Source organism: Roseibium sp. RKSG952, from assembly GCF_009711355.1.
On the sequence record NZ_SMMF01000961.1, the window covers coordinates 256,584 to 283,235 of the forward strand.

The 26,652-nt window shown below is 51.6% G+C and carries 18 protein-coding genes and 1 pseudogene; 11 read left to right on the top strand and 8 right to left on the bottom strand.

The window, feature by feature from the left end; genetic code table 11:
- Positions 1–77 precede the first annotated feature (77 nt).
- The 3 genes from E1297_RS43830 to E1297_RS43840 all read left to right on the top strand — a co-directional run bounded on the left by E1297_RS43830 (position 78) and on the right by E1297_RS43840 (position 4,297).
- Positions 78–1,847: a DUF1800 family protein gene (locus E1297_RS43830; RefSeq protein ID WP_155149604.1), complete on the top strand. Its 1,770-nt coding sequence runs from the start codon at positions 78–80 to the stop codon at positions 1,845–1,847.
- 3 nt (positions 1,848–1,850) lie between these two features.
- Entirely contained in the window at positions 1,851–3,236 is a 1,386-nt protein-coding gene (locus E1297_RS43835; RefSeq protein WP_155149605.1) for a DUF1501 domain-containing protein, read from the top strand.
- Between the two features lie 206 nt (positions 3,237–3,442).
- Positions 3,443–4,297, top strand: coding sequence for a glycosyltransferase family 2 protein (locus tag E1297_RS43840; protein WP_155149607.1), 855 nt, complete (start codon positions 3,443–3,445; stop codon positions 4,295–4,297).
- 444 nt (positions 4,298–4,741) lie between these two features.
- Here the strand turns inward: E1297_RS43840 and E1297_RS43845 are convergent, their stop codons facing one another.
- Complete coding sequence (locus E1297_RS43845) at positions 4,742–5,668, bottom strand: LysR family transcriptional regulator (protein WP_155149609.1); 927 nt, start codon at positions 5,666–5,668, stop codon at positions 4,742–4,744.
- 102 nt (positions 5,669–5,770) lie between these two features.
- Between E1297_RS43845 and E1297_RS43850 the strand changes: the two genes are divergently transcribed.
- The gene (locus tag E1297_RS43850; RefSeq protein WP_155149611.1) at positions 5,771–8,206 is read left to right on the top strand and encodes an FAD-dependent oxidoreductase; all 2,436 of its coding nucleotides are present in this window, start codon (positions 5,771–5,773) and stop codon (positions 8,204–8,206) included.
- Positions 8,207–9,043: 837 nt separating this feature from the next.
- On the opposite strand, the gene E1297_RS43855 is transcribed toward E1297_RS43850, so the two are convergent.
- Positions 9,044–9,550 (bottom strand): ClbS/DfsB family four-helix bundle protein, encoded by a 507-nt coding sequence (locus tag E1297_RS43855; protein WP_155149613.1) that lies wholly within the window; start codon positions 9,548–9,550, stop codon positions 9,044–9,046.
- A 375-nt stretch (positions 9,551–9,925) separates the two neighbouring features.
- On the opposite strand from E1297_RS43855, the gene E1297_RS43860 reads away from it, so the two are divergent.
- Entirely contained in the window at positions 9,926–12,298 is a 2,373-nt protein-coding gene (locus E1297_RS43860; RefSeq protein ID WP_209016348.1) for an autotransporter outer membrane beta-barrel domain-containing protein, read from the top strand.
- Between the two features lie 399 nt (positions 12,299–12,697).
- On the opposite strand, the gene E1297_RS51475 is transcribed toward E1297_RS43860, so the two are convergent.
- Positions 12,698–13,075, bottom strand: coding sequence for a DUF922 domain-containing protein (locus tag E1297_RS51475; protein WP_368669849.1), 378 nt, complete (start codon positions 13,073–13,075; stop codon positions 12,698–12,700).
- Between the two features lie 333 nt (positions 13,076–13,408).
- A complete protein-coding gene (locus tag E1297_RS43870; protein ID WP_155149617.1) occupies positions 13,409–13,861 on the bottom strand; it encodes a hypothetical protein in 453 nt (150 codons plus the stop codon).
- A 777-nt stretch (positions 13,862–14,638) separates the two neighbouring features.
- Between E1297_RS43870 and E1297_RS43875 the strand changes: the two genes are divergently transcribed.
- The 5 genes from E1297_RS43875 (at position 14,639) to E1297_RS43895 (ending at position 19,647) form a co-directional block, all read left to right on the top strand.
- Positions 14,639–15,166: a hypothetical protein gene (locus tag E1297_RS43875; protein WP_244328100.1), complete on the top strand. Its 528-nt coding sequence runs from the start codon at positions 14,639–14,641 to the stop codon at positions 15,164–15,166.
- A 111-nt stretch (positions 15,167–15,277) separates the two neighbouring features.
- Positions 15,278–15,955, top strand: coding sequence for a response regulator transcription factor (locus E1297_RS43880; protein ID WP_155149619.1), 678 nt, complete (start codon positions 15,278–15,280; stop codon positions 15,953–15,955).
- Positions 15,942–17,312: a HAMP domain-containing sensor histidine kinase gene (locus E1297_RS43885; RefSeq protein WP_155149622.1), complete on the top strand. Its 1,371-nt coding sequence runs from the start codon at positions 15,942–15,944 to the stop codon at positions 17,310–17,312. Before E1297_RS43880 ends, E1297_RS43885 begins: the two co-directional genes overlap by 14 nt.
- An 88-nt stretch (positions 17,313–17,400) precedes the next feature.
- Positions 17,401–17,727: a hypothetical protein gene (locus E1297_RS43890; RefSeq protein WP_155149625.1), complete on the top strand. Its 327-nt coding sequence runs from the start codon at positions 17,401–17,403 to the stop codon at positions 17,725–17,727.
- A gap of 555 nt (positions 17,728–18,282) precedes the next feature.
- Positions 18,283–19,647, top strand: a complete 1,365-nt coding sequence (locus E1297_RS43895; RefSeq protein WP_196223558.1) for a HAMP domain-containing sensor histidine kinase — start codon at positions 18,283–18,285, stop codon at positions 19,645–19,647.
- 335 nt (positions 19,648–19,982) lie between these two features.
- Here the strand turns inward: E1297_RS43895 and bla are convergent, their stop codons facing one another.
- Positions 19,983–20,846 carry a class A beta-lactamase gene (bla, locus tag E1297_RS43900; RefSeq protein WP_155149629.1) on the bottom strand — a complete coding sequence of 288 codons (864 nt, stop codon included), beginning with the start codon at positions 20,844–20,846 and terminating at the stop codon, positions 19,983–19,985.
- A gap of 201 nt (positions 20,847–21,047) precedes the next feature.
- On the opposite strand from bla, the gene E1297_RS43905 reads away from it, so the two are divergent.
- Positions 21,048–21,920: a LysR family transcriptional regulator gene (locus E1297_RS43905; protein WP_368669850.1), complete on the top strand. Its 873-nt coding sequence runs from the start codon at positions 21,048–21,050 to the stop codon at positions 21,918–21,920.
- A 446-nt stretch (positions 21,921–22,366) separates the two neighbouring features.
- Here E1297_RS43905 and E1297_RS43910 read toward each other — a convergent pair whose 3' ends face one another.
- The 3 genes and pseudogenes from E1297_RS43910 to E1297_RS43920 form a co-directional block, all read right to left on the bottom strand.
- Positions 22,367–25,018 carry an AsmA family protein gene (locus tag E1297_RS43910; RefSeq protein WP_155149632.1) on the bottom strand — a complete coding sequence of 884 codons (2,652 nt, stop codon included), beginning with the start codon at positions 25,016–25,018 and terminating at the stop codon, positions 22,367–22,369.
- A gap of 574 nt (positions 25,019–25,592) precedes the next feature.
- Positions 25,593–26,234 (bottom strand): LysE family translocator, encoded by a 642-nt coding sequence (locus tag E1297_RS43915; RefSeq protein WP_155149634.1) that lies wholly within the window; start codon positions 26,232–26,234, stop codon positions 25,593–25,595.
- 118 nt (positions 26,235–26,352) lie between these two features.
- A pseudogene (locus E1297_RS43920) lies at positions 26,353–26,652 on the bottom strand (hypothetical protein); the annotation flags it as partial.

Genomic DNA, 26,652 nt, shown 5'->3' on the forward strand with positions numbered 1-26,652 from the left:
TTGTCAAAAATGATCATTAATGCCACTTCCGCTCCGCGGGCCTGGTCATCACCCATAATCCAACTCAGGAGATTCTGATGTCACAAAACGCGCGCGTCAGCCGATTTCTGATGCAAGCCACACTTGGTGCCGATCAAGCACTCGTGGATCAGGTCAAAGCCAAAGGCATGGAGCCATGGCTGATGGAGCAACTCAAGTCCGCTCCGATTGCCAATAACGTGTATGAGACCAGAACGCGTGAGATCTGGCAGAGTTTTCGCCAGAGAATGGTGGCAAAACACGGAGCAGCCGCGCTGAATGGCGAAGGCAACAATCCGGCCCTGCCGTATAAATGGTATTTTCACATGGCGTGGTGGCAGCACCTGTTGTCTCAACGACAGGACATGCTCCGGCAGCGCGTTGCATTGGCATTGTCCGAGCTTCTGGTGATATCGGATAACTCGTCGCTCGAACTCGATGCTGTGGGTATGGCCAGCTACTATGACATTCTCTACCGCCATGCATTCGGGTCCTACGCAGATATGCTCTACGAAGTGTCGATGCATCCCACCATGGGCATCTATCTGAGCCATATGAACAATCAAAAGGCGGTGCCGGAGAAACACATCCATCCTGATGAAAACTATGCGCGTGAGATCATGCAGCTGTTTTCCATCGGCTTGTTTGAGCTGAACCCCGACGGCAGTGAAAAACTGGATAGCGCCGGAAACCCGATCCCAACCTATGACAACGCCGATATCCGCGAAATGGCGCGGGTTTTCACCGGACTGTCAGCGGCAGCCTACCGGTACGAGTGGACCACCAGCTTCTGGCAGGATGACTACAACGGTTACCCTGTCGGCTTCGACGACGGCATCGAAAAATCGTACAAGACCGTACCGTTTGTCTCGATGACGCAACCGATGGTTTTTCACGAAGACTATCATGATCGCGGGCCCAAAAAGCTCCTGAATGGGCATATCGATCTGCCGGGCGGACAAAGCGGCGAAGAAGAAGTTTGGGAGGTCGTTCAGCGCCTTGTGACGCATCCTTCGACCGCACCTTTCGTTGCCCGCCACATGATTGCGCGGCTGGTTACATCGAACCCCAGCCCAGATTATGTCAGAACCGTCTCCGAGGCGTTTGGACCAAACGGTGATATGGCCTCGATGGTCTATGCGATCCTGGCTTACCCGTTGGCGGCGCCGGTTTCAGACACCGTCTTGCCGGGTGGCCGGCAGGATGGTGACCTGTACGTGCAAAGCCAGAAGCTCAAATCGCCGCTGCAGCGCATTACTCAGCTTATGCTGGCGTTCAATGCCCGGAATGAAAGCGGCAAGTACTGGCTGCTGGGCGATGATATTCAGGATGCGCTGGCGCAGCACCCATTGTCGGCGCCAACCGTGTTCAACTTTTACAAAGCTGATTTCGTTCCTCACGGAGGGCTTGAGGACAAGGGGCTGGTTGCGCCTGAATTCGAATTGCATACGTCGTCGACTTCGATCGCTTGGATCAACCAGATGTATCAGTGGTTCTTCGGAGAATGGTTGCCCATCGTATCGACACAGATCGGTGCATCGGAAGAGGGCAAGATGGTCCCCGAGATGTGGCCCGAAGCACTGGAGAAAGAAACTCAGGATCATCTGAAACTTGATCTCGATGAAGCTATCGAGATTGCAAAGGATCCGGGGCAACATGATGCACTGATTGATCAACTGTCCGAGTTGCTGACCGGTCGACCGGAATTGGCGATCAAACCGCAGATCAAAGAAGCGTTCAGGCTCTATGCCAATGAACCGGCATGGGTCGTTCAGACCATCTTGTTCATGATTACGATTTCACCCGAATTCACCGTGCAGGAGGCTTGAGCCATGGCAAAATTCGCACTTTCCCGCCGTCAATTCATTCAGACCGGAGCTGCAGCCGGTGTCTGGTCCATGAGCCGGACTGCGCCGTCCTTTGCCCTGCCGGGTGGAACGCCCCTGTCGATTGCTCCCGCGCGAAAAGCACTGGTTTTCATCATGCTGGATGGCGGCAACGACAGCTACAATATGCTGGTGCCCATTGATGATATCCATCATCGCCAATACGCAGAGACCAGATCCAATCTTGCTCACAGCAAGAAAGAACTCTTGCCGCTTGAGGGTTATACAGATGCCAATGGCCGCACCTTCGGTCTGCATTCGGCAATGCCCGAGGTCCGGGATTTGTTTGATCAACGCAAGCTCAGTTTTGTCACCAATGTTGGCCCGATGATCGAGCGGGTGACAAAAGAGAGCTTTCTGAACGGCTCGGCCCGTATTCCTCTTGGCCTGCTGTCCCACGCTGATCAGTTCAAACACTGGCAAACCTCACGTCCGGATCAGCGTCTGAACAAGGGCTGGTTCGGGTATTTCGCAGATGCACTTCAGCCCTCGAAATCCGAACACGAGATTGCCATGAACATCTCGCTGGCTGGCAACAACATCGTTCAGAACGGAAACAGCAGCCTGCCTTACGCCATTACCGAAAAAGGCAGCACCGGCTTCTACGTAACCGAAGAGCAGTCGATCCTGAACGAAACCATCAAGGCAAGTTTCGATAAGCTGATGTCGGCAAGCTACGATGGCGATCCGTTCAAGGAAACCTACCTGAACCTGACCCGGACTGCTCAGGCGCAACACGAGGTTTTCAAAGCCGGCACCAAGGATGTTTCGGTTCCCACCGCTTTCTCGGAGACACCGCTCAGCCAGGAACTGCGCAAGGTCGCTCAAACCATTAAAGCGTCAAGCGAGCTGGGCTTGCAGCAGCAAACCTTCTTCCTGCGCTATATTGGCTGGGATCATCATGATGAACTTCTGGATACCCAAGCGGGCATGTTGCGAATTCTCAGCCGGGCATTGGGTGAGTTTCAGACCGCTCTCATCGAAATGGGACTGGACGACCAGGTCGTGACTTTTACCGGATCAGATTTCGGCCGCACGCTCACGTCAAATGGCAATGGCACCGATCATGGCTGGGGCGGCAACACGATTGTCATGGGAACGCCGGTCAATGGTGGGCAGGTCTTTGGTGACTACCCGGAACTTGGATTGGATAGTGACAATCCGTTGGATGTCGGAAATGGAGTACTCATCCCGACGACTTCGACAGATCAGCTATATGCTGGATTAGCCCATTGGTTCGGCACGCCTCATGATCAATTGGATATGCTGTTTCCGAACCTGCATCGGTTCTCGATGCCCGGGCAGAGCAGCAATCTCAAGCTGTTCGGATAGCGAGTAGCATTAGCGTCATCAGAAGAAACGAAACAAAATGCTCTGCGGACCTCCGCCGGAAAGCCGGGGGTCCGCTTTGTCTATCTGGGTGCCTCAAATCAATGGTCTCATTGAGCTTGCGCATGTGGGGGAGGGGGGTTGACCCTAACGGCGTTTGAGAGAAAGAAACGGATAAGGTCTAAACTCCATTGATTGGAAAGCTTGTCTTGTCGCAGATCACCGTCATAAGCGTTTGTTACAACAGCAGCCGGGTTCTGCCGGAGATGCTGAGTTCGATCCCCGAAGGCGTGCCCGTCATACTGGTCGACAACGCATCGGATGATGTCGAAACAATTCAGCAAATGGCCGATGCGCGGGGTGCGACTCTGATCAGAAGCTCTGAGAATGCCGGTTTCGGCCGGGCCTGCAATCTCGGCGCAGCCCAGGCTCAAACAGATTTGCTTTTGTTTCTGAATCCGGATTCATGCCTTCAGCCGGGTGCGCTAGAAGCACTGCAAAAAGGGGCTGACCGCCACCCCGATGCTTCTGCATTCAATCCCGGAATTCTAAAGGGGCGCGGAAAACCTCTGTTCAGGCGTTCCAGCGTGATCCTGCCGCGCAGTGAAGCCTTGCAGCAGAAGGAGGCCGATTCCGATATTGAGCTACCTGTTCTCGTAGGATCTGCCTTGCTGGTCCGACGAGTTGCGTTCGAAAAGATCGGAGGGTTTGATCCGGAAATCTTCATGTATCATGAAGACGATGATCTGAGCCTGCGATTGAAAGCGGTATGCGGTCCCTTGTATTACATACATGAAGCTCAGGTAAGCCATGCAGGAGGACAATCCTCTCCGCGCAGCACCGCCATCGCGGGATTGAAGGCTTGGCATATGGGGCAATCGAGGGTGTACGTTGCCCGCAAACATGGTGTTCCCTTCGCTTTTGGGCGGGCCATAGCGTCTGCCGCAATTCAGATGCTGTCTCCGGTTTTGTTGTTTTCGGCGAGAAAACGCGCCAAGCAGTGGTCTTTCCTGCGCGGCATCTGGCAAAGTCGGGACGTTCAACCGCCGTTATTCAAACCCTAAAGTTCGTACCGGGTTTTCGTTGGGTCTGTGGGAGTTGGCCTGCATCATTTTACATAATGTTAATTACGCGTACATATGCGCCTGACCCCATCATTTGTCGGAGTACGTAAATAACGGGACTGAATTATTGAGACTCACCTCCCATTGAATTCAACACCTTAAGATTTTTGTGCATTTTGAATGTTTCGACGGTTCAGGCGCTTCAAATCGACGTTAAACAGAAAACTAATGAGCCTCTTCACGATCTGGAAACAGGCGCTGTGTGTCTTGCTAGGACTTGGTTGATCGGCAGAATACCCTGCCCCAGCACGCGGTCCAAAGCGGCCATTTGCGCCAGCCGCATCGAAGGTCTGGTTCGAGCTCAATCTACCTCGTGCCGCGCGATGAACGAATGTCTGCGATGACATCTTTTTTTCAAGTACGGTCCTGCTCTTTTTCGGCGCTCTAAGCTGTGGAGACGGTCAAATTCGCGCCCGACGGTCCGTCACAAAATACGACGCAGCTTTCAACGAAGGTCTGAACCAGTTTTCGTTTCGGTCCTGGTGCAAACCCGAGCGAGAGGGTGACGCCGCTGTTGCTGTCCCGGATTGGCAGGCAGCGTACGTCGTTTCCTGCATAGGTCGGCACGTCACGTGGTTTCATGTTCAACAGGGAAATCCCAATCTTTGAGGCGACAAGCGATCGGACCATTTCGGTCGAATTGGTGGTTGCCACGACACGAGGGGCTCCTCCGCCTTGTTCAAGAAGATCCAGATAATACCCACGCGCAGCGGGTCGGTCCAAAAGGATCAAGGGCTCGGCCACTATTTGGGGCACGCTCACTGTGTTTTGCTGAGCGAGCGCATGGTCCGTTGGACACAGGCAATACGTAGGGGCATGGAAAATCGGTTGCGTTGCGATTTGCGGATTGGGCAGCTCTTCAACGAACAGGATCACATCGAACTGCCCGTCCACCAAACCGGTCTGGACAGAGTTGTTGTCGCCCTCGGTCAGCGTGAATGTCACGCCGGGATTGGACTGCTGCATTTGTGCCGCAAGCATGGGCAAAAATGCTGGAGCAATCGGTGCGTTGTATCCGATGCTGAGATTTCCAGAAAGGTTTGATTGGAGATCGGAAATGCTTGTGAACAATGCATCGTAACGTTCCAACAAATCATCAATATGCCGTCCGACATCACGGCCTGCTGCGGTCGGAAAGACTCCCTTGGCCCGCGCTCGCGTGACAAGGGCCATACCGAAAACGGCTTCGGCCTGATCCAACGCAGCGGCGATTGCCGAGGGTGTTACGTTGGTGGCCTGGGCCGCTCCCGTGATGCTGCAATGCTTCAATGCAGCCTGCACGTAACGCATCGCACGGAGTGAGAGTGTCATACCAATACCTCAGGTATTTTGAGATTATACCTTACATAAAACAATTTTTCGGAGATTAGTACATTTGGCAGAGTGCCAGCCAGAAACACAAAGGAGTCTGACATGAAAACCCGGACCAAAGTTGTCGTCATTGGTGGCGGCATTGCGGGCTGCTCGACCTTGTATCATCTCACGCAAGAGGGATGGTCTGATGTGGTCCTGGTTGAACGTGATGAACTGACGTCGGGCACTACCTGGCATTCGGCGGCTCAGGTCACGAATTTCGGCTTGACCCAGACGATGGTTGGTCTCAAGTCCCACTCCATCGCCCTTTACAAGAAACTACGGGACGATCCCGACTATCCGGTTGGCTATCACCACGGTGATGGCGGCATTCGCCTGGCTAATACAGAAGAACAGATGCAGGGGTATCGCCACTTTGCGTCAATGGCACGCGGGATGGGTGTTGAGTATGAAGTTATCGACGCCGAGGAATGCGCCCGCCGCCACCCGCTCATTTCGACTGAAAACCTTCTGGGCGGCCTTTGGGATGGCGAGGACGGTGACATTGACCCTGCCCAGCTATGCCAAGCGCTCGCGTTTCATGCGCGCAAAGCCGGTGCAGAAGTCTATCGCAATACTCCGGTCACCGCGCTGACCCAGCAAAGGGATGATACGTGGACCGTCCACACCGGGCATGGTGACATCGATTGCGGCATCGTGGTCAATGCAGGCGGATACCGCGTGAACGAGATTGGCCGGATGATGGGGGTGGAGCATCCCGTAGCGTCGATGGAACATCAGTATTTCATAACCGAGGATATCCCGGCGATTGCAGAGGCCGGGCACCGTATGCCGCTCCTACGCTGCCCGATCTCGGACTATTATTCCCGCCAGGAAAAGGACGGTTTGCTGGTCGGGTTCTACGAACAGGATTGCAAAACCTGGGGGATGGACGGGATCAGCCCAAGCTTTTCGAACGATCTATGTCCTGATGATCTGGATCGTGTGATGGACGTGCTGGAAGGCGCGTTCAAACGCATGCCTGCCTTGGCTGAAGTCGGGATCAAGCGGATCGTGAATGGCCCGATCACCTACACAATCGATGGTGCGCCCTTGGTTGGGCCGATCCCTGGAAAGCGCAACGCCTACTGTATCATCGGCCTGCGTGCTGGGTTGGGCGAAGGGGGCGGTCACGGTTGGCTTCTGGCACAGCAGATTGTGCATGGCGAGGCGTGCTATGACACGTGGGTGATCGATCCGCGCCGCTTCACCGGTCATGCAACCGTCGAATTGACTGCGCTCAAAGCGATAGAGGATTACCAGAACGAGTTTCGCTTCCATCTCCCGCACGAGCATCGCCCCGCAGGACGTAATGCAAAAACAACACCTTTGACGGCTGTGCTAGCAGCCGAAGGCGCGGAATTCACGGTTGTAAATGGCTGGGAGCGTGTGGACTACATCAAGCCTTCGCCTGCGTTTCACTCATCGTTAAGCTTCAATTTTGACGAGACGTTCGATGTCATTGCGGCCGAGGTCGCCAATGTTGCAACGAATGTAGGCTTGGCAGAAGTGAATGGTTTCAACCGTATCGAGATCACCGGAAAGGATCGTCACGCTTTCCTTGACCGCATGATCTGCGGGAACGTTACTAAACGAGATGGCCGCGTTGGGCTAGGGTATCTGTTGAACGAACACGGGTGCATCAAGGGCGAGGCTACGGTTGCCAATCTATCTGCCTCGGAGCGCGGGCCAGACAGAGTCTGGTATGGCTCAGCTGCCGCGTCTGAATACCATGACATGGATTGGCTCACTTTGCATTTAAGGCAAGACGAGGATGTGCAACTTCGCAGCCTGACCAACGATCATACAATACTGGTCCTCGCCGGGCCAAAGGCACGGGCGGTCCTGTCTGACTGCGCGCGCGGGAACTGGTCTTCGGACGCATTCCCGTGGTTGTCGGTCCGTGAATGCTGCATCGGGTTCGCACCTGCAGTGGTGATGGGGGTGAGCTTTTCAGGGGAGCTGGCATATGAAATCCATGTGCCGAATGCATCGCTTTATGCAGCTTACCTCGCTTTGCGCGAGGCCGGGCGGGCGCATGGTTTGGAACTCTTCGGCGCGCGCGCCATTGAATCCATGCGCATGGAGAAGGGGTTCCTACATTGGAAAGCCGACCTGATTACCGAATTTGACCCGTTCGAGACGGGTCTTTCACGGTTCGTGAAGCTGGAAAAACATGACTTTGTCGGCAAAGCGGCGCTACTGGAACGGCAGTCCGCTGGACCGAAAAGAAAGCTAGTCACGCTGAAGATCGACACCGCTCAAGCCCCAGCACATCCGGGCTCATCACTGATGCAAGACAACGCGGTGGTTGGCACCATCACGTCCGGCGAATACGGCCACCGTGTCGGAATGAACCTCGCATACGCGTTCGTAAAACCCGATTGCGCCACCGCCGGGTCAACACTTTTGCTGGACCTATGCGGAGAAGACATTGCAGCGCATGTGATCGATAACTCACCTTATGATCCCAATTTCGAACGCATGCGGAGTTGACCAGTACTTCTAGGAAGGATTTCCAAAAGCAGACTTTGAACCAGCCGCAGCAAAAGGAAGTTTCGTCCGCATAGCGGCCATCTTAAACTTGGTTTTGAACGTCCGGAATGTTCGGTTTGCGGTCCGCTGCATGTGTGAAAGGCGGAAAAGGGATCAACGGCAAGATGGGGCTCTTACCTCCCATTGATGCCCACCGCAGAGAAAGGCGACAGTGAGCCCAAAGTTACCCCTCGTCTGCTGTTCCAACCGGATCGTACCAAACTAAAAACTGGTCACCGAGTTCGGTTTGAATTGTTTTGAGAATAGCGTGCGCTTCGACCTCGAACTTGTCAAAGTCATTCTTTGACCAAGGACTAGGCCCACCCGGATCTGCCCAATCTAGAGCTGTATCGTGAGCAGTTATGAGTTCAATTAGCTTCGCCTTTGTCCCGTTTGATAAAGGCAAGGAACTCTCCAAGTCTGAATAACCCCCAAAAGCGGATTGAGTCGCTTCATTCATGCCCCACAAACACGGCCCTCCCCACTCAAACATTAGTCGAACTTCGAATTGCGCCATAGAATAGGCCAAGCCCTCTTTTGCTGAGCGTTGTTTCGGTTCTGCTAACGATAAAATTACAACTTTGTCAAAGTCGGCAAAGTCCGCTTATCTGCCATCCGACACCGGACTCTGAACGTCCGAAATATGCGTTTTTCGACGTGCTTCACATGCGAAAGATCGATCCTTGCTAAACGACAGGAACGGGCTCAAACGAGCAGTTGGGCCATGTCTTAGACAATGACTGGAGTGAGCACACGTTTGTCTTGAAATCTTGATAGTCAGCTTTGCGAACGGCAGCACTAGCCTGTGCTGGCGCTACGCAGCGCCCTACGGATATAGGAGTTGGCAGACCGAAAATGTGATGGACCAGATGCCTCGGCAAACCGACCTAGGGACCATTTCCCGGTCCATGCGTGCACACCACTTGAGTATAGCGTGACATCGTCTTGAGCCTCGATAAAACGATGCAGTTTATCGCATGCGGACTCAAATTCTGAGAGCAGGCCCACCCAAGTTGCCTCGTTGCCTCTCGCATACAGTGACGCGTTGTATTCTTTGAGTTGGTTCCATTTATAGCCCCTGGCTGGCACATGAACCTCGCGCCCCGCAACGCTATCTTCGTACCAACCGTGGAACATGCCCATCCAATGGGTTCGGTGAGCGATGACACCTTTGATCGTGGTTTCGTCTTCGGGGGTCGACAAACAGGAATGCGCTTCATCGACGCCATCGAGCGTCTTGCGTAGCTTTGCCAATTCCTTGTCGAAGGCGGCAAGCAAATCGGTCTTGTTCGTTGCTGCGGGCATTGCTTAACACTACACCATTCAACCGGTTGGTTTCTTGATTTGGGTCAATGGCACTTGGTCTTGCCTGACTAAGCAGTAGTGACTTTTTAAGTAGATGCAGCGAGAGGCCGTTCTCCCGCCATTTGCCGCCTAGATTTGAATCTCTGAAATGTGCAGTTCGCTGCGTTGGCAGTATCGAGCATCATGAATGGCAGAAATGCGAAAAATTGTGCTTTCCTGTTCTTAGCGAACACCCAAGGCGGAAATTCTTGTATGTATCGACAAAGGTCGTGGATGAATAAACATTCAAACCTTCGATTATTATGAACTATCCCCACAAAACCTCTGTATGCTATCAAATGTATAGCCTCGTTGTAGCACTAGAGGAGATGACTGATGGAGGCCAGCGGCCAGGCAAGTGTAATACGAAGCAAACAGAACGGTTTTTTCATTAAGTTCATATTGGGCAACTTGGCTTGTTTTTTGATGCCGGTCAGCGCACACGCTCAAAGCTCACAGGCGTGCGTGGAGTTAGGTTCTCCCCGGATTGAGTATTCATCAGGTTCTGAAAGTACTCTAGTGAACCAAACAATCTCGACGACCGAGCGAACCTGCCTTCCTATCCCAAACGGACCCATAACAGGACTAACAATTGGAAACTCCACCATCACGTCCTCTGGTGAAATAGAGTTATATGTTCCTGGCCAAAATACCGTTCCGAGTAATGCTTCAGTGTTAACTCTTCTGAATGTTGATGTCGCGGCGGGAAGCGGAGACTTTGTTTCCCGGGAGGCCTTGGCAACAAACATCAACGGGAAGCTCAGAGTGAACCTCATTGGAACTTCGATTGGTTCCGGTAGATCAATGACGTTCGCTCCGTTCAACGGCGCGAATATCGACCCCACTGAAGTTTACTTCCAGTCAAATCGTCCCTTAACCTATGACAACCTGACTGTTATGGGAGCTACCGAAGTAGTTTTTGGGGCGTACTATATCCAAACTCGGGTCGCCGAGGCCTCCGATTTCACACTTACGAATAGTTCGATTTCTTCAACCAGCGATATTGCGATAGCGGCAGGCACGACTGTTCGGCTTGATGCCACAAGCAGTTTGAACACCGTAAATTTTGAGAATTTTGGTACGCTGGCCGGAACGGGAACCGTAAACGCATTCAACTTCACAGTTAAGAACGGAGGGGTGCTTTCGCCGGGCTTTTCAATTGGTACGCTCAACAATAGTGGCGGAATCGCCTTTGAAACTGGGTCAAGGCTTATAAGTGAAGTCGACCCGACGGCCGGTCAGAAAGCTGACTTAGTGTCATCCAGTGGCCCGGTGACAGGAATTAACCGCGCTACCATACAAGTCGAAGCCGCTCGTCCCGGTCTGACTGCGCAGGACTATGCTGCTGGCAACAACTACACGGTTTTTCAAGCCTCGAGTTTTGATGGAGATTCGCCAACACTTGTTGCAGGTGGCTCTCTTCCGGCTTTGTCCCATCTGACGATAGCGAATACGCCCTCTGCAGATGGTCAGATTGATATTGCTTTTACCGCGTTGCCAGTCTCAAGCTTACCGCAGAACCCGGTAGTTACCAATTCGCCAAATGCCAGCAACCTTGCTGGTGCGGTTGCCAACACCACAAACACGTCGCCTGGTACGGGGCTTACTAATGGCTCAACAATAGGTACCGCTGTCAATACTCTCACCAATTCAGGCTTAGCTGGGTTTAATCGTGTGCACGCTGAACCTTACTCCTCCAACCTGACCATTGGGCTTGAGCAACTAGACCTTATAACCAACACTGTGCTGAGCCACGCTGACTGCCGCAAGTATCAATCGGTTGGTTTCAACAATCAGGACAGACCCGTTGCCTCAGGTGGCATCAACCCGGTCCAGAGTCCTAGTGGCGCAATAGACTGCTCTGATCGACGCTGGTGGATCGACACGGCCTATGTGAGGGGGGACGTTGATGGAAGTAACGGTCTTGGGACATTTGACTATTCGCTCGGCACCATTTTGGTCGGAGCGGATGTCGCAAGTACAGTTAGAGGTGTGGTCGGCTTGTACGCAGGCTTCGGGACATCCTCCATGGATGAGCACGATCAAGTCGATCAGGACTTTTCGACCGACAGCTATCACGTGGGCGTTTATGGGCGTACAACAACCGGAACCTGGGAGTTTTCCGGGCTGATCGGTTACATGTTCGGTGACACCGACGCCAAGCGGAACAACCCTTCCGTTGATGGCTTTACTGGAGGCGAGGCAAAGTCAGATTTGGACCAAGAAGGTATTCACGCCGGCCTCCAAGCACGCAGGTTGTTTAACCTGGACAGCGGCGCAAGAGTTTCTGCAGTTTTTGGATTGAACTACGGACGCATTCAACAAGGGTCTGGAACAGAGACCGGAGGTGGCGACTTCAACTATTCAATTGATAAGGCGGATGCAGAGTCCCTAGTCGCTTCCATTGGCTTCGATTATCAACAGGACTTTTTGACTGACAATGGGCTGCTAACCCCTATAGCTTTTGCCCGTTACGAATACGACTTCTTTGCCAACAAGGATAGTGAGCATGAAATCACTGTTACTAGCCCGATATTTGGGACATTCACGCAAGCCGGGCAGAACAGAGGCGCTAACGGGTTCGTTCTTGGTTTGGGGCTAGGGTATCAAATTTCCGAGCAAGCAAGACTAACAGCAGGGTACGGCTACTCGGTACGTTCGAACGGCCAAGAGCATGGCTTGGGTGCAAACCTTAGCGTTCGGTTCTGATTGAACTGGAGAGGTTTGTTCTCATATTCTCATGACATGCATCGACCACCGCTGATGTTACATCTAACTGTGAGTCTTAGCCATCGGGAGTATTGTCGACTTAGTTCGAAATTGTCCTTCACGATATGAGTGTCTTTACCGGTTATTCAAACCGTACGAATGAAGACGCGTCGGTCAAGAAATCAGAGAACGGCAGCGATGGACTCTAGTGTCCTATCGACGCCCACCGCAAAGAAGGGCAGCGTTGAGCCCAAATCAACCAGTGTTTCCAGGCGCACGAATGGTTGCTTTTTCGTCAAGCCGCTGGTTCGCGAACAGACGCAATACTACTAGCTATGGATATAAATGAGGTCGAAAATGAGTGCAGACTTGGGTGGTAAGTTCAGTTCTTTGCTTATGCTACAACTTTAGCACAACACCGTCCGTTCGCCCGTGATCGGTCCTCAAGTCGAGTATCTCGCTTTGTGCTATCCAATATTTTATTATGAACCGCGCTCCCAGGCACCAGTTATCAGACACGTCGCGAGCAGCCTGGATCCCATCAAATTTATGGAAGTTTTCATGGAGCCTTAGTTTCGAAAGGAATTCATGCCAACTTACTTTCTGTGAGGTAGATAACCCTTCCAAGTTGACATGTTGAGGGTAGGTTGTTTTCACATCCAGGGAAACTCTGCACTTCCAGTCCCAACTAACGTTCCACTCAGTCACGGCAGCGTGCCCTTTAGGACCACGGGTCTTAATCTGGTTGAGCATTTCGGTATATTTCAACGCATCCACTTCATACTATGCGGTTTCTTCTTCAATGGATATTGGCCGCCCAATTCCCGCGAAATACACATAGCATCCGAACAGTGCCATCAGAACCAGAGCGGTAACGAAGAACTTCATCACAACCTCTTTTGGACGCAAGGGACGACCTGCCGGATACTCGAGTGGCCAAGCGGATAGACCTAGAAGGCACGAGTGACAAGCTTACGCAAACGCCTATCGGAGAATTCAGAGTGTCAGGACTGGGCATACTTACTCATATCGTACCAGGAGCATCTCTTGGAGCTCGATAAAGCAAGTTTGACACCAAGAAGGGACAGCGCCAATGTCCGAGTTGAGCCCCTAGCGGAAGCGGTTGAGAAGCCTCTTGAAGACTGAAATAGGTGTATCTTCTGAGGGCGTTTCGGAATCGCGACCCGAGGTCCAAACTTCGCCTTCGGAAATATAGGTTGCCGAGCTCGGGTGTGGCGCAAACGTTGTAAGGTTGCGAGCCTTTAGTGCTCGCGAGGCCTGCTGCCTAATCTCATTCCAAAAGGCAGATTGGTCTAGTGCCTCATCTGTCCAATACTCAGAAACACCTGATTTACTTAAGATATGTGCGTCCAGTCTCTCGAGATCAGCATGTTCAGTTTGAGTTGTTTCTTTGTAACTCGAATACGCGTCATCGAAGTCCAAAACTAGTTCGTCGGCAACAACTGCAAAGCCCGGATAAAGCTCACGCTGATTATTCGCTTCTTGCGCGAGTGCCCGAAGACACCAAATGACGTCTGCACTTAGCTCCACTGTCATGGTCATTGGATAATGGCTTTGCTGTGAGAAGGCAAAGTCCTCTTCGTCTGCTCACGAGCAATTTGCTACCTGACTCTGAACGTCCGGAATGCACGGTTCGCAACGTGCCGCACATGCAAAAGACTGATGTGTGATCGATGACAATTAAGGGCTTTTACCGCCGGCCCATGCACATCGCCAAGAACGCCTGAGATGAAGGGAAGGCAGCAGCCTATTGAGGCCGTACCCCGCACGCGCCTAGTGTTGCATTCAACATTGGTAGTCACAGTTAATGAGCCGTTTGCGCCCAGGCTTCCATCTAACACCAATATAAATAACCAAAACCTTTCAAATTTTTAAGCTGTCTGAAAGGACGGTTAAAACTCTTGGCACTCTACCGACCACTTAGTCGTTTGGTAACGAGGCGAGAGTTCTATGCTAAGTTTTGTTTTACCCGTTTTGGCTGGCGTTCTTTTCGAACTAGGACACTTGTGGCCCGCATTCTTTCTGGGTTCGGAGAGTGTATGGGCCATTTCAACGAACACTGCCCAATACTTGGCCCTCGCCTGCGTCGCCGCACTGAATTTCTTGCATAGAGGCGACAATCATTCTCCTGACACAAGCGCAAAAGCTGTGAAAGTGACATCAGATCTCAAATGTTCCGCCCTTCGGAGGACAGCTGACCTCCCTCGTTTGGATGACAGTTTGGTTGATGAGCTGTTTCTTCATGCCCAATTGGTGCGAAGTGACAGGACCGTAGTTCGACATTCGAATTCCGTGAACTCAGCGAGAATTGGATAGGAAATGTCGAAACCCAAAGGTGAGCCCACCTCTGCGCTGGCCAGATTTAACGAGAGATTTGGCTTAGTTCAGAGGCTCGTCATTACTATTCCACCCGCAAACAACAGAGCCCGTCCAGCCAATCACGCGTCCGGTGTGGTTCAAACCAACAATCCCAAGGCCAAAAAGGAGCCAAGCATGTCATTGGACATTTCTAAACTAAGTGAAATCAAGGGTCTTCTAGGGGCTTGTCTCGTCGACTGTGATACAGGCCTTACTCTAGGCGCAGAAGGTGGTTCCAAGTTTGACCTTGATACTGCGGGCGCAGCGAATGTTGAAGTCGTCCGCGCCAAACTTCATGCGATCGAAGCTTTAAAGCTTAACGATACCATCGAGGACATTCTGATCACGCTTGGCAAGCAGTTTCATCTGGTCCGCCCACTGGACAAAAACCCAAACATTTTTGTGTATGTCGCGTTAGACAAGAAGACCGCCAATCTGGGTCTAGCCCGGTTACAAGTGAAAGCTGTTGAAGAAACCTTGAGCCTCTAGTCTGCAACGATTTGCCAAATGGACTTAGCCATCCCGTTATGGCTGAGTTTACTTAACTTCGTATTTGTTAATGGGACAAGCGGATCCAGCGGCTCAATCAGAGGTCTTCTAATGAAAATACTCGTTGCAGAAGACGACAAAAAGACCGCCGACTTTGTAAATTCGGGGTTGAGGTCGAACGGTTTCAGTGTGGAGTGGTACGATGATGGTCGGGATGCGCTCTCATATTGTTTGTACAATGAATGTGACGCCATAGTCTTAGATCGCATGTTACCGGGAATGGACGGCCTTTCTGTTCTCAAGGCCCTGAGGGCCGCGAAAAAACAGACCCCGGTTCTGTTCCTCACATCAATAGGAGACGTTCAGGACAGAGTTGAGGGCTTGACCGAAGGAGCAGATGACTACCTGGTTAAGCCTTTTCATTTTTCGGAACTCCTGGCGCGCTTAAACAGCATTATCCGACGACAACCGTCCAGCATTGCTACAACTAAGCTTCAAGTCCACGATCTTTCGATGGATCTGCTCAGCAGAGTGGTGAAAAGGCAAGATGTTACAATTGACTTGCTGCCCCGTGAATTTGCACTGTTGGAAGTTTTGATGAGAAATGCCGGGCGGATTGTGACGCGCAACATGCTGTTGGAACAAGTATGGGATTACAATTTTGATCCAAGCTCTACAGTAATCGAAACGTATATCAGCCGCTTGAGATCGAAGATCGACAAACCTTTCGGGACGCCACTTTTGCACACGTCTCGAAACGTTGGGTACAGCCTTCATGGGCCGCTCTAGCATTCTCTCTGGTGCCCCGTTCCGGACGGCTTGTTTCGCGGCTTTAATAGTCTGGATTATAACTGCTGTCTTTGGATACGCTGCCTACTTAGCACTTGCAGACAGGCTCCGCGTTGATCTCCAGCAACAAATCCTCGACGAAGAGCTCCTGTTTCATGAGATTTTGCTGGATGGAGGCTCTGAAGCAGTTCAGCGAGCAATTGAACACTTAAATAATCCCAATCGAACTGGGCTTCACATGATCGCGCTGTTCGACCAGAGCGGTTCCGCTTTAGCAGGATCAATCGCGAAACCGCCCGACGAGATTGGTTGGCACGAAGTTGATCCGGATTTCGTCAAAATCGGCGGAGCACCCCCTGTTTATATGCTCCACACGTCTGAATTTCTTGGCTATCGCACGGTGGTTGCCCGAAGTCTAACATCACTCAATCAGGCATTGACAACGCTGTGGGAAGGGTTGCTCCTGCTGACGCTCGCGACAACCGCCTCTGTTCTGGGTCTCGGTTATTACTTCAGTTCTCAGAGTTTCCAGAGACTCGCTTGGATTGAGAAAACTCTCAACCAGACTATTGAGGAAAGCGCCGTTGTTCGTCTTCCCGTCACAGATAAGGGCGACCATTTCGATCGTATTTTCCAGCTTGTTAACAGACGTCTCGACTGGGTTTTGAGTTTGCTCAACAGCACTCAATCCAACGCGGTCAAAATTGCCCGTGATTTGAAGGTGCCTTTGACGAACGGGTTCATTGCTTTGCAGCAGGTACATAGCGAAATTGAGTATGGTGGCGATCCGAGACCAAGCCTCAACGATTTAGAGTTCCACCTTAAACGCATTGGAACTGTCTTCGATACAGTGCTCAAAGTATCTCAAATTGAGGCAGGTACGCATGAGAACAACTTCAAAACAGTCAATCTGAGTGCGCTCGTTGAGAGTGTTGCAGAGGCGCTCTATCCCCTTGCGGTCGACGTTGGAAAACACATCACGGCTGACTACAACGCCGATACGATTTTGGTACGAGGCGACGAAAACCTGCTGAAACAGCTGCTCGTCAATCTTGTAAACAATTCCCTCCGATATTGCCCTGCTGGATCTTGGATCAGGATTTCCCTAGTGGCCACGTCTGAGGCGATACAGTTGGTCGTTGAAGACAACGGACCTGGGGTTCCGGAACCACAAATCGACAAGATTTTTGACGCGTTTTTTCGATCTGACCATCCAAGAAACGACACCGGAAATGGGCTTGGCCTATCGCTTGTGAAGGCCGTTGCAATGCGACACGGGGCAACAATCACCGCAGAAAACAAAAGGCCGGGACTGCGAATTTGTGTGAGCTTTGGGAGGTCTCCGATTGCAGCATGAAACAGGCCAAAAAATTGTACAGCCCAGACTTCTAACCATCACCCGGATCACTCAAACCTGAAAGCTTAACCTTTTGATCGGAAACACAATGATGAAAAATACAATATTTCTAATGGCACTCTTGCCTGCGAGCACGGCGTTGGCGGACGAGACTGAATTCCAATGCAAGTCAGAAACAAACGGAGAAGTAATTCAGGTCTTTCAAGATACCGATCTCTCAGAGGCGCGACTGATAGTACAGAATACAGAAGGTATGGCTTCCGTCGCGCACGGCCTGGACGGTGCTACATTCATCCACATAAAGCCCGACGAAGTCTGGACGATGGTGCTGCACTTTCCAACTATGACTTATGAGTTGTCCACGCATGGTGCCAAATCGTTCGAAGATCACGGGCATTGCACAAAGGGTGGTTGATCAAGTTAAATCGCTCGATGCTCATAACAGCAGACCGCAAAAGCTTTTCAAAATCGTAAGGTTGATGAAAACTAATTGGCAAGTTCAAGTTGCAGAAGATGCCATCAGGTTCGAAACCGAATACTCGACTGAGGAAGCACTCGTAACCCTCCTGAAGGGTGTTACCGGTGCCGTGTGGGCACGGCCACTCACTCGTAAACAAGCTTCCCTCAGTCAAAACAGCGCGCCCTTCCTCCCCCTCGGAGGGGCGCGTTGCAAACTCATCGAAACCCACTTTCCTTTGCTTCATGAAATGGGCGAAGAACATCTTGTATGTTGGTTGTCAAAAGTGGACCGATGTGCGCCAACAAGTGCAACTTACACGAATGCTAGGGCGTTGAACTTTTCAAACTTGGCCCGGACTGCATCACCAGTGTTGCAACACATCCAGCCAAATTCCCCATTTTTCCACAAAAATAGCAGCTAAAACCTTCGGATCACACACTTGACCGGCCAGAACAGGTTTACCGTTAGCCAAACCATATGGGGTCGCCAGATAAACCGGATGAAAGACTAATGATACGCTCAAATATTGTATCTGGATCTGCCTTTACTACGGCTTTGTATGCAGCGGTGGTAATCCTCCTTTCAGTTACAGCGCTGGCATTTTTAACATTTGAAAGAATTCGTGGCGATTTGCAGCGGGAAATGGACTCGTTGTTGGTTGATGAAATGCGCTTCATTCAAGAGATTCTGGACGATAACGACAACGATTCCGATGTCGTGCAAGCGATTGATGACGCGACTCTCTGGTTGCCTTTCGACACCAGTTTGATTGGCCTTTTCGATAGTCAAGGGAAGCGTTTGGCTGGAAATATCGACGAATACCCGTCCTTTCGGGGTTGGGGTGAAATCGAAGATGATGGGATTATTCTGGGAGGTAAAAAGCGTATCCATAGGGTAAATGTACAAACTTACCGCGGCTTTGTAATCGTCGTTGGTCGCGATCTTGCATTTGTAAAAAGCACACTTCGATCGTTGGCCTGGTCTTTGGTAGCGATCGGGTTGGGAGCGACTTTGTGCACACTGTTGGTCGGCTATATCTCCAGCATAAGAACATATCGTAAACTCGATCAAATGGCGAAAACGCTCAATAAGGTCTCAAGAGGGGAAGTCAAAGCAAGACTCCCAGTCGGGAAAAACAATGATCAGATAGACCGGATTGCTCGGCTAATGAACGGCCATCTCGACAACCTGACAGTTTTGATGTCCACGACGCGATCGGCCGCTGCCGCCATCGCACATGATCTGAAAAACCCGCTCACCCACGCTTATATCGCGCTTCAGGAAGCGAAGGATTCATTGCGTTCGGATGGTCAATCCATGGAACCGATCAACCAGATTCAATCTGAACTTGATCGTCTCAAATGGACATTCGAAACAGTTTTGCGGATCAACCGCATTGAAGAAGGAAACAATTCCAAGGCGTTCAGCTATCTGGATTTGAGTAGATTGGGTCGAGAAGCTGTTGGGAATATGGTCCCGCTTGCGGAAGTGAAGAGCCAAAGTCTCGCTTTTGTGGATAACCAATCGGGGCGTACACTAATCGAAGGCGATGAGGGTATGTTGAAACAGCTCTGTGCAAACCTCTTGCAGAACTCAATTGATCATTGCCCGGAGCATTCCAGGATTCTACTGACTGTTGAGCAAGAAGAAAGTACCATTACGCTCTCGGTAATTGACAATGGCCCTGGCGTTCCCGAAAACTCACTGAGTAAGCTTTTTGTTCCTTTCTATAAGCTAGACACTGAACGGAACAGTATTGGGAACGGTTTGGGTTTGGCGCTGGTGAAAGCTATTGCAGACCATCATTCAGCGCTCTTAGCGGCTACAAACAATTCACCTGGATTCACGGTTTCAATTCAGTTCGAAGTTGCATAGTAAACCTTTGTATTTAAGCGTTTTCACCGTGGCATTTTGGGTTCTGCAAAACATGATCTCAATCCGATTGCAGCGTTTGTAACAGCACTTGTCTTATCGGACAGTTGTCCTGCTCTGTTCGTGGCGTGAGCCTACCCGTCTATGCTTGCCGCGGCGACCGTCGATTACCAGCCCACTTTTCAAAATGCTCCGCGAGTGAATGTCAGCCTTCGCGGAGAGCGATCCAGCGGCCACCGCCGAATAATGCTGCTCCCGCGATTTTCTGGGCGATGGCGGACTTGCGCCACAGAACGTTTGGCTTCGCTCTATTTGTCGCATGAGCGAAATGCATGCATTTATCGGGCGTTTATCTCGGCAATCATAGCCTGACCAATCTCCGAAACCACCTGATTGCGAAGCGCGAAATCAGCATCACTTTCGGTGAGATAGATCGCTGCAAAGTAGTGAACATCCTCCTTCGGCTCGATGAATGCAATGATCGCGCGGGAGCCATTGCCACCTGCCCCGGTCTTATCGCCAATCACCCAGCCTTCGGGAAGATGAGCTCGGATCAATGCATCGGCTACCTGATCGTCAATCATCCACTGGCGTAGCTGCGCCGCAGACGAAGGTTCCAGAACATCGCCCAAAAGCAACGCCTCCAATGTGGTTAGGATCGCCGAAGGAGTAGAGGTGTCCCGAGGATCTCCGGGGACCGCCTCATTCAAAGTTGTTTCCCAGCGGTCCAAACGTGTGGTCTGATCGCCGATATAGCGCAGGAAGGCGGTCAGCCCCTCCGGACCGCCCACGGTATCAAGCAATAGGTTGCCTGCCGTGTTGTCGCTCAGCGCCACTGTTGCCTCACAGAGTTCGCCAACTGTCAGCCCATTTTGCAGGTGGTTCTCGGTCACCGGGGAATAGGCCACCAGATCATCTGCCGAAAAGGTCACGCGACGGCTCAGATCTTCCTGCCCCGCATCCACACGCGCCAAAACCGCGCCGCACAGGAGGGACTTGAACGTGCTCGACATCGGAAACCGCTCTTTTGCACGCATGGAAATTTCCCAATCTGAAGAGGCGTCGCGCAGCACAACCCCGATGCGCGCATCAAGACGGTTTTCCCAGGTGGTGACAGTCTGTTGTAGGTGCTGCGCCCACAACGGAGCCGCAGTCCCTGCGATCAAGGCGGCACTCAGAACCGCCCGAATATAGGCCTTCATAGGTTTTCCCTTCTTCCTTTGTGAAGACGCAAAATCTTGTCCCTTCAAACACGCTGAAAAGGCAAACCAAGAAGGTTTCTGCGATGATACGTCGTTCGAAAATCACTGAACTGTCATTGATACAATTTATGAGGATCGTGCTAAAATCTTTTCATTCGGCGCACAAACGACTAATTGTCAAACTCCGCATAAGAAAAAGTAATGCCTATGGATCGCCCCAACATCCCTCTCAATGCGCTGCGCAGCTTTGAGGCCGCTGCGCGACAGGGCAGTTTCACCAATGCCGCCGTGGAGCTTTGCGTCACCCAAGCGGCTGTCAGCCATCAGATTTTACGCTTGGAAGAGCGGCTCGGCGCAAAGCTGTTTCACAGGACATCCAAGGGGCTGCTGCTCACCCCAGAAGGTGAGGCATTACTGCCAGTTCTGACTACGAGTCTTGATCGCATCAGTGGCGTTTTGGATCGGTTCGCGGATGGTCGTTATCATGAAACGCTGAATGTGGGTGTGGTAACGACGTTTGCCGTCGGATGGCTCGCAGAACGCTTGATTGAGTTTGAAACAGCCCACCCAGGCATTAGTGTTCGCCTTTTTACGAACAACAATCGAGTCGACATTGCCCGCGAGGGCCTCGATCTGGCGATCCGTTTCGGTGCTGGTCGCTGGCCCGGACTGACCTCGCGTCCTTTGATGGAAACTCCGCTGACACCGATGTGTGCCCCCTCGGTGGCGTCAACATTCAAAGACCCCGCAGACTTGCTGAATCAAAGTTTGCTAAGATCTTATCGCGCTGATGAATGGCCCATCTGGTTTAGAGAAGCCGGTATGGTGTCCCCCTATATCGAAGGTCCAATCTACGATTCTTCTGTCGCCATGGCGGAGCTGGCGGCAAGAGGCTTTGGCGTGGCACTTTTGCCCTATGCCATGTTTAAGGATCAGATATCCGAGGGGCGGTTGGTGCTCCCTTTCGATACGGAAGTCACAACGGGGAGGTATTGGAGCACGCGGCTCTCCAACAAGGAGCCAACCACTGCCCTCGCGACATTTGAAGCCTGGCTTTGTAAAACAGCTATGTAACTCAATCTACCGCCCCTTATCATGTTCCTAACATTGCGGGACTCTTGGCTGATTTTGCCGCTCTTTGCACGGAGACCCGGTTCACTTGCGGGGCCTCGCTTTTTGCCTTGCTCTTCAGCGATCTACGCAGTGTCCTCAGCTATTCGGAGTTGTCTCAATAGGATGAGCGGGTATTTAAATACGACGCAATGTGACTGAATAGCAGACTATTGTGGTGTCGTAGCGTGAGCTTACTTTGTTGCGCTCAACTGTCAGTTACCGCCATGTATTGAATGTCTGGGATGCGCGGTTCGTAAATTGCCGCGATATAGAATATGGGCTCTTACCTCCAACCGATGACCTCCACTGTGAAGATCAGCTGTGAGCCCAAAGCAGAATTTGCTTTTCCGAAGCATAGTCTGTCTTTCTGAACTCTAGATTTGTACTTTAGCTGACCGCCTCCGCAACTACTGCAGTTGCAATATATCCGGAACGCATAGTTTTCTTTGTTCCGGCATTTTGTCTGCACCATCCGACCGTTTCAGTCGTTTCGGACCGTCTTTGACCTTAATCTTCGGTTTGGCTAGCGGGCCCTTTAAGGTCACTGGCCAGGGGCTTTTCGAAAGAGGTTCGCCAATCTTGCGGGGCTGTAGATTCAGGTCCAAAACCTTGCCCGCCACATCAACACCGCCGAAGACGACAACTTGGACATGATCTGTTTCTAGTGTGGTTTGTTTCGTCGAAATTTTTCCATTGGAAATACTGATAGGTGCGCGCAAACACACGATTGGCGCAACCTTTTGTTTCTTCTTGGTAAATACCCATGGGAGTACCCCCAACCCTGCCAGATCTAGAAGCTGGGTCTCGATCGAGCCATCACGCATTGAAACTGTGGCATTGCCGCTCATGCTATTAGCAAAATGTTTGGCTGAATCTGTTCCTCCGGTCACCGAAAAATCTGCATAGATCGTGCCGCTTGCGCCCTTTTTGAAGTTCAGGCTGTGAAGAATTTCATCTAGCTGCCAGCCACCTGCCTTGCCGGTCAACGTGAGCAGATGCGCGTCGTTCGACAGATCCATTTGCCCACTGACGTCGAAATGAGCGCCCCCGTATTCAAACTTCAGTGGTCCTGCCTTAAGCTCGTTTTTATTGAGCGTCACTTCGCTCTGCAAACTGCTGATGCCCTTGGCACCTTCGATGTGCCGAAGGTCAACGTCGACATCCATGTCCATACCGGACAAGAGAATTGAGCGCCCGATAGGTTTAAGCGTTACATCTCTTAACGCGCCTTGGTCGCCCTCGTCTTCTTTCTTAGTTTCTTTCTCTTCCGGCTCTGGGCCGCCTAGTTTCCGCAACTGTGCGGCAGCCTGAACGATAGTTCGGATCTGATCTATCTTTATCAGGTCACTCTCAATGGAACCCTGAAGCACCGGGTCGCTTGTTGCATCATCAAGATCGGCCATAATCTGCAAGATAGAGTCGGCGACCTCAACATTGGCACTCGCGTTCCAATCAGTGCCTGCGCTAACAAGGTTGATTTCAAGGCGAGCCTGCCCGGTTTCCACACGTTCAAGCGATAGTGCCTCCAAAAGATCCGCTCCGGATGGAACTGCGACATCAATTGCCAAATCCAGGTCCTCGAATTTGAGTACATTTTTGACAGTGCCATGCACCTCAAGGTTCCAGACCTCCGTATCGCTTGTCTTTCCATCCAAATTCGTCAGCGAAAGCTGGTTGATGTCGCCGTTCAAATGGAAGTCACCGGAAAACCTGCCAAGCTGGTCGTCTGGTCCCAACAATTCTGGCGAGATCAAACCGCTTGCCGGTATGTCCATTAGGCCTTCTGCTGATATGCCTTGCAACTGAAGAGCGTCATCGACCGAACCGTTCAAAATGATAAACGGATCGGCTGGGTTCCCAATTCTAAGGTTGATGTTTCCGACCTTTAATGCGCCTTCTGGTGTTCTGGAAAGCTCGGAGAACTTAATCGGTGGCGGGCCTTCGCCCGACGTGTCCAACGTGAAACCGTTGGTCTTTATGACCATTTGTCGCTGCGGCACCTGCCCAGGCACGCTGTCGATAACCATGTCGACCGCGATAAGTTTAAGATCATATCGCGATGCGGCAGGGGCTGGTTCCGCATCTTCTGGGTACAGCCTAATTCGGGTTGTTAGCGATACGTCTTCCGGGTTCCCCAATTCTCCGATCTGCCCCGTCAGCGAAAGGCTTTGCCCGCCATCTAATTCCGCCAATACAGATAGGTCATCAATCCGCGCTACGCCGTCGACTGATGTGAACGTTGCGCCAATATTCCCTGTACCTTCCAAAACGCGGCTCAGCTTCAGGATATCAAGAAGCTGGCCAAGTTCGGCAATCTCTACGGTCGTTGCCACTTGCAGACCGTTCTCTTGAGGGACTTCCTCGGCAACAATCGAAATCTGTTCGAAGTTCATCGCCAACCGAAACGGGTCTTCCGTGGGGAATGTCGCGTTCAGATCAAACCTCTCTCCGTTCAGCGAACCGGCACCGACTGCCGTCGCAACGTCGGTTTCCGTATCGCGCTTCAATTGCAACTCAGGAAGTTTCAGATCCAGCTCAAGCCCGTTTTGATCACTTTGATAAAGAACGGAGATATCGGTCAGATCGATTTCGTGGTCCGTTAAAATTCCGGCCAAAGGCAAATTTGGAGGATCAGCAGGCTTTCCGGCTTCAACATCCGCTTGGGAAATGGACTGCCAGTTTCCGAAGCCGTCTTTGTCTGTGATCAGGTTCAGGTGAACACCCGAGATTGAAAGACCACTCAGCGACAGTTTACTGTTCCAGAGGTCGCGCGCGGACACTTCAAACTCTATCTCATCTATTGCTGCAAGGTTCACTTCAGCATTCGGAGAACCGGGTAGTTCCAACCCTGCTGCTGATACATGCAATTGCCGACCAAGACCCAGACGCACTTCATCTTCAATTCTAACGTCCTGACCAAGTTTCTTAGAGATCAGATTTTCGACGAAAGTAGTCCTGACCGAAGAAAACAACGCAGAAGACAGAAAAAGCCAAGCTGCCAACATAGCGACACACGCGACAGCGAAACAAATCAATATACCTTTTGCAACGTATCGCACGTACTTCTCCTAAATTTCCGATTCATCCAGTGGGCAGCCTAGACCATTTAATCATTAAGTTAATCGAATATATGGTGTGCAATTGTACTGAACTCTGAACGATCTTGAACGCATAGTTAGTATATCTTGCTGATATGATCCAAACGCTAACAAATGAGTAGATGGTAATCTTTCGGTTTTTATGCTGCTTTCCCCGCTTCTAAACAGCGGGTTTGAAGTGGGTCAAACTTGCCAAAACGGACGCGTTGCATAAGTGCTGACTACATCGGTCCGACTGACCCTCCAACCGACAGACAGCAGGGTTCTTTCGATACCTCTCTTTTGTTCAATAATTGCTAAATATGCATTCATCAAACAATGATGACACGACGAGCTGACTACCCGGAAAAACAAAAGGAACAGGCTTTGCCTTTAAGGACGGTAACGAAGGCTTATTTTGATCATGATACCAATCCTTGGCTTAGAGTGTTTAGGAATAACTTAGATGAACTGTTAGATCAGTGTTAAAGTTTCGCATGGCGGCCGTGCGCTTCTCTGCGTCTAACTAAGCCACGCTGAAAGCCCGCATGTCGCGTTACACGTCGCTGCGTCTTACAAGTGCCAAGGCACAGCCGAGGGAGATAAGCAGAGCACCACAAGTGCGATCGATCCAGAGTGCTCCGCTGTCGTTCAGCAACTGCATCGCCTTGGTACCCAGCCCGGCATAAGCGGTCATCACCATCACATCGATCGCGATAAAGATACCCGCGAGCGTGGCATATTGCGTCAACAGCGGTTCCATCGGGTTTAGAAACTGAGGCAGAAAAGCGGTAAAGAACAAGTATCCCTTGGGGTTCGTCACAGCCACGAAGAAGCTCTTTCTGAATATCGCCAGAGCGCGACGGCTCGGGATAGCACAACGCACATTTGCCCGGTTCGTTTCCAATCCCAGTTCCCCCGAAGACCGTAGCATCTGAATGCCCAGCCACACTAGATAGGCGACACCGATCCATTTCACCAAGTTGAACAGCACCGCCGAAGTGACCAGAACAGCACCCAAACCTAATGCCGCCGCCGCGATTAGCACTCCATCGGAAATCGCAGCGCCTGCGATCCCGTAACCGGCATATGCCATTCCAAACCGTGACCCGTTGGACAGGGCTAATAGTACGGTGGGTCCGGGCGTCATCACGATAACCAGTGCGAGCAAGCCAAAAGAAAAAAGCGAAATTTCCATCGGTTAATCTCCGAGTTGAGGTGGCAGACAGAGCCAAGCCCGTCAAAAGCACCACCACGCTGCTAGCTAATGTTCAGTACGTGTTCCAATAATGCCAGCTTGGCTAATGGCTGTGCCATCAGGCTCGCCCCGTAGAGGATGCGTTCATCTGACCGACTTCATGCTTCTGCTGGGCCGCAACTATGACCCTGACAAAGATGACTAGAGCGGCGAGCTGACCCAAAAAAACAGCAGGCCAGATCAGGGCTAGCTGCGCATCGAAGTATTTCTGCGGTCCAAAGGACACCAGCGCCATCAGCGCGGCCAGGATGCTGAGGCTCCGCCCTGCTGCATTTGTAAGAGGTTGCAGGATTATTGCGGACAAGGCGACGGACACCGAAGCACCTAGGAACGGAGCAATGCCGAACAGTGGTGTAGA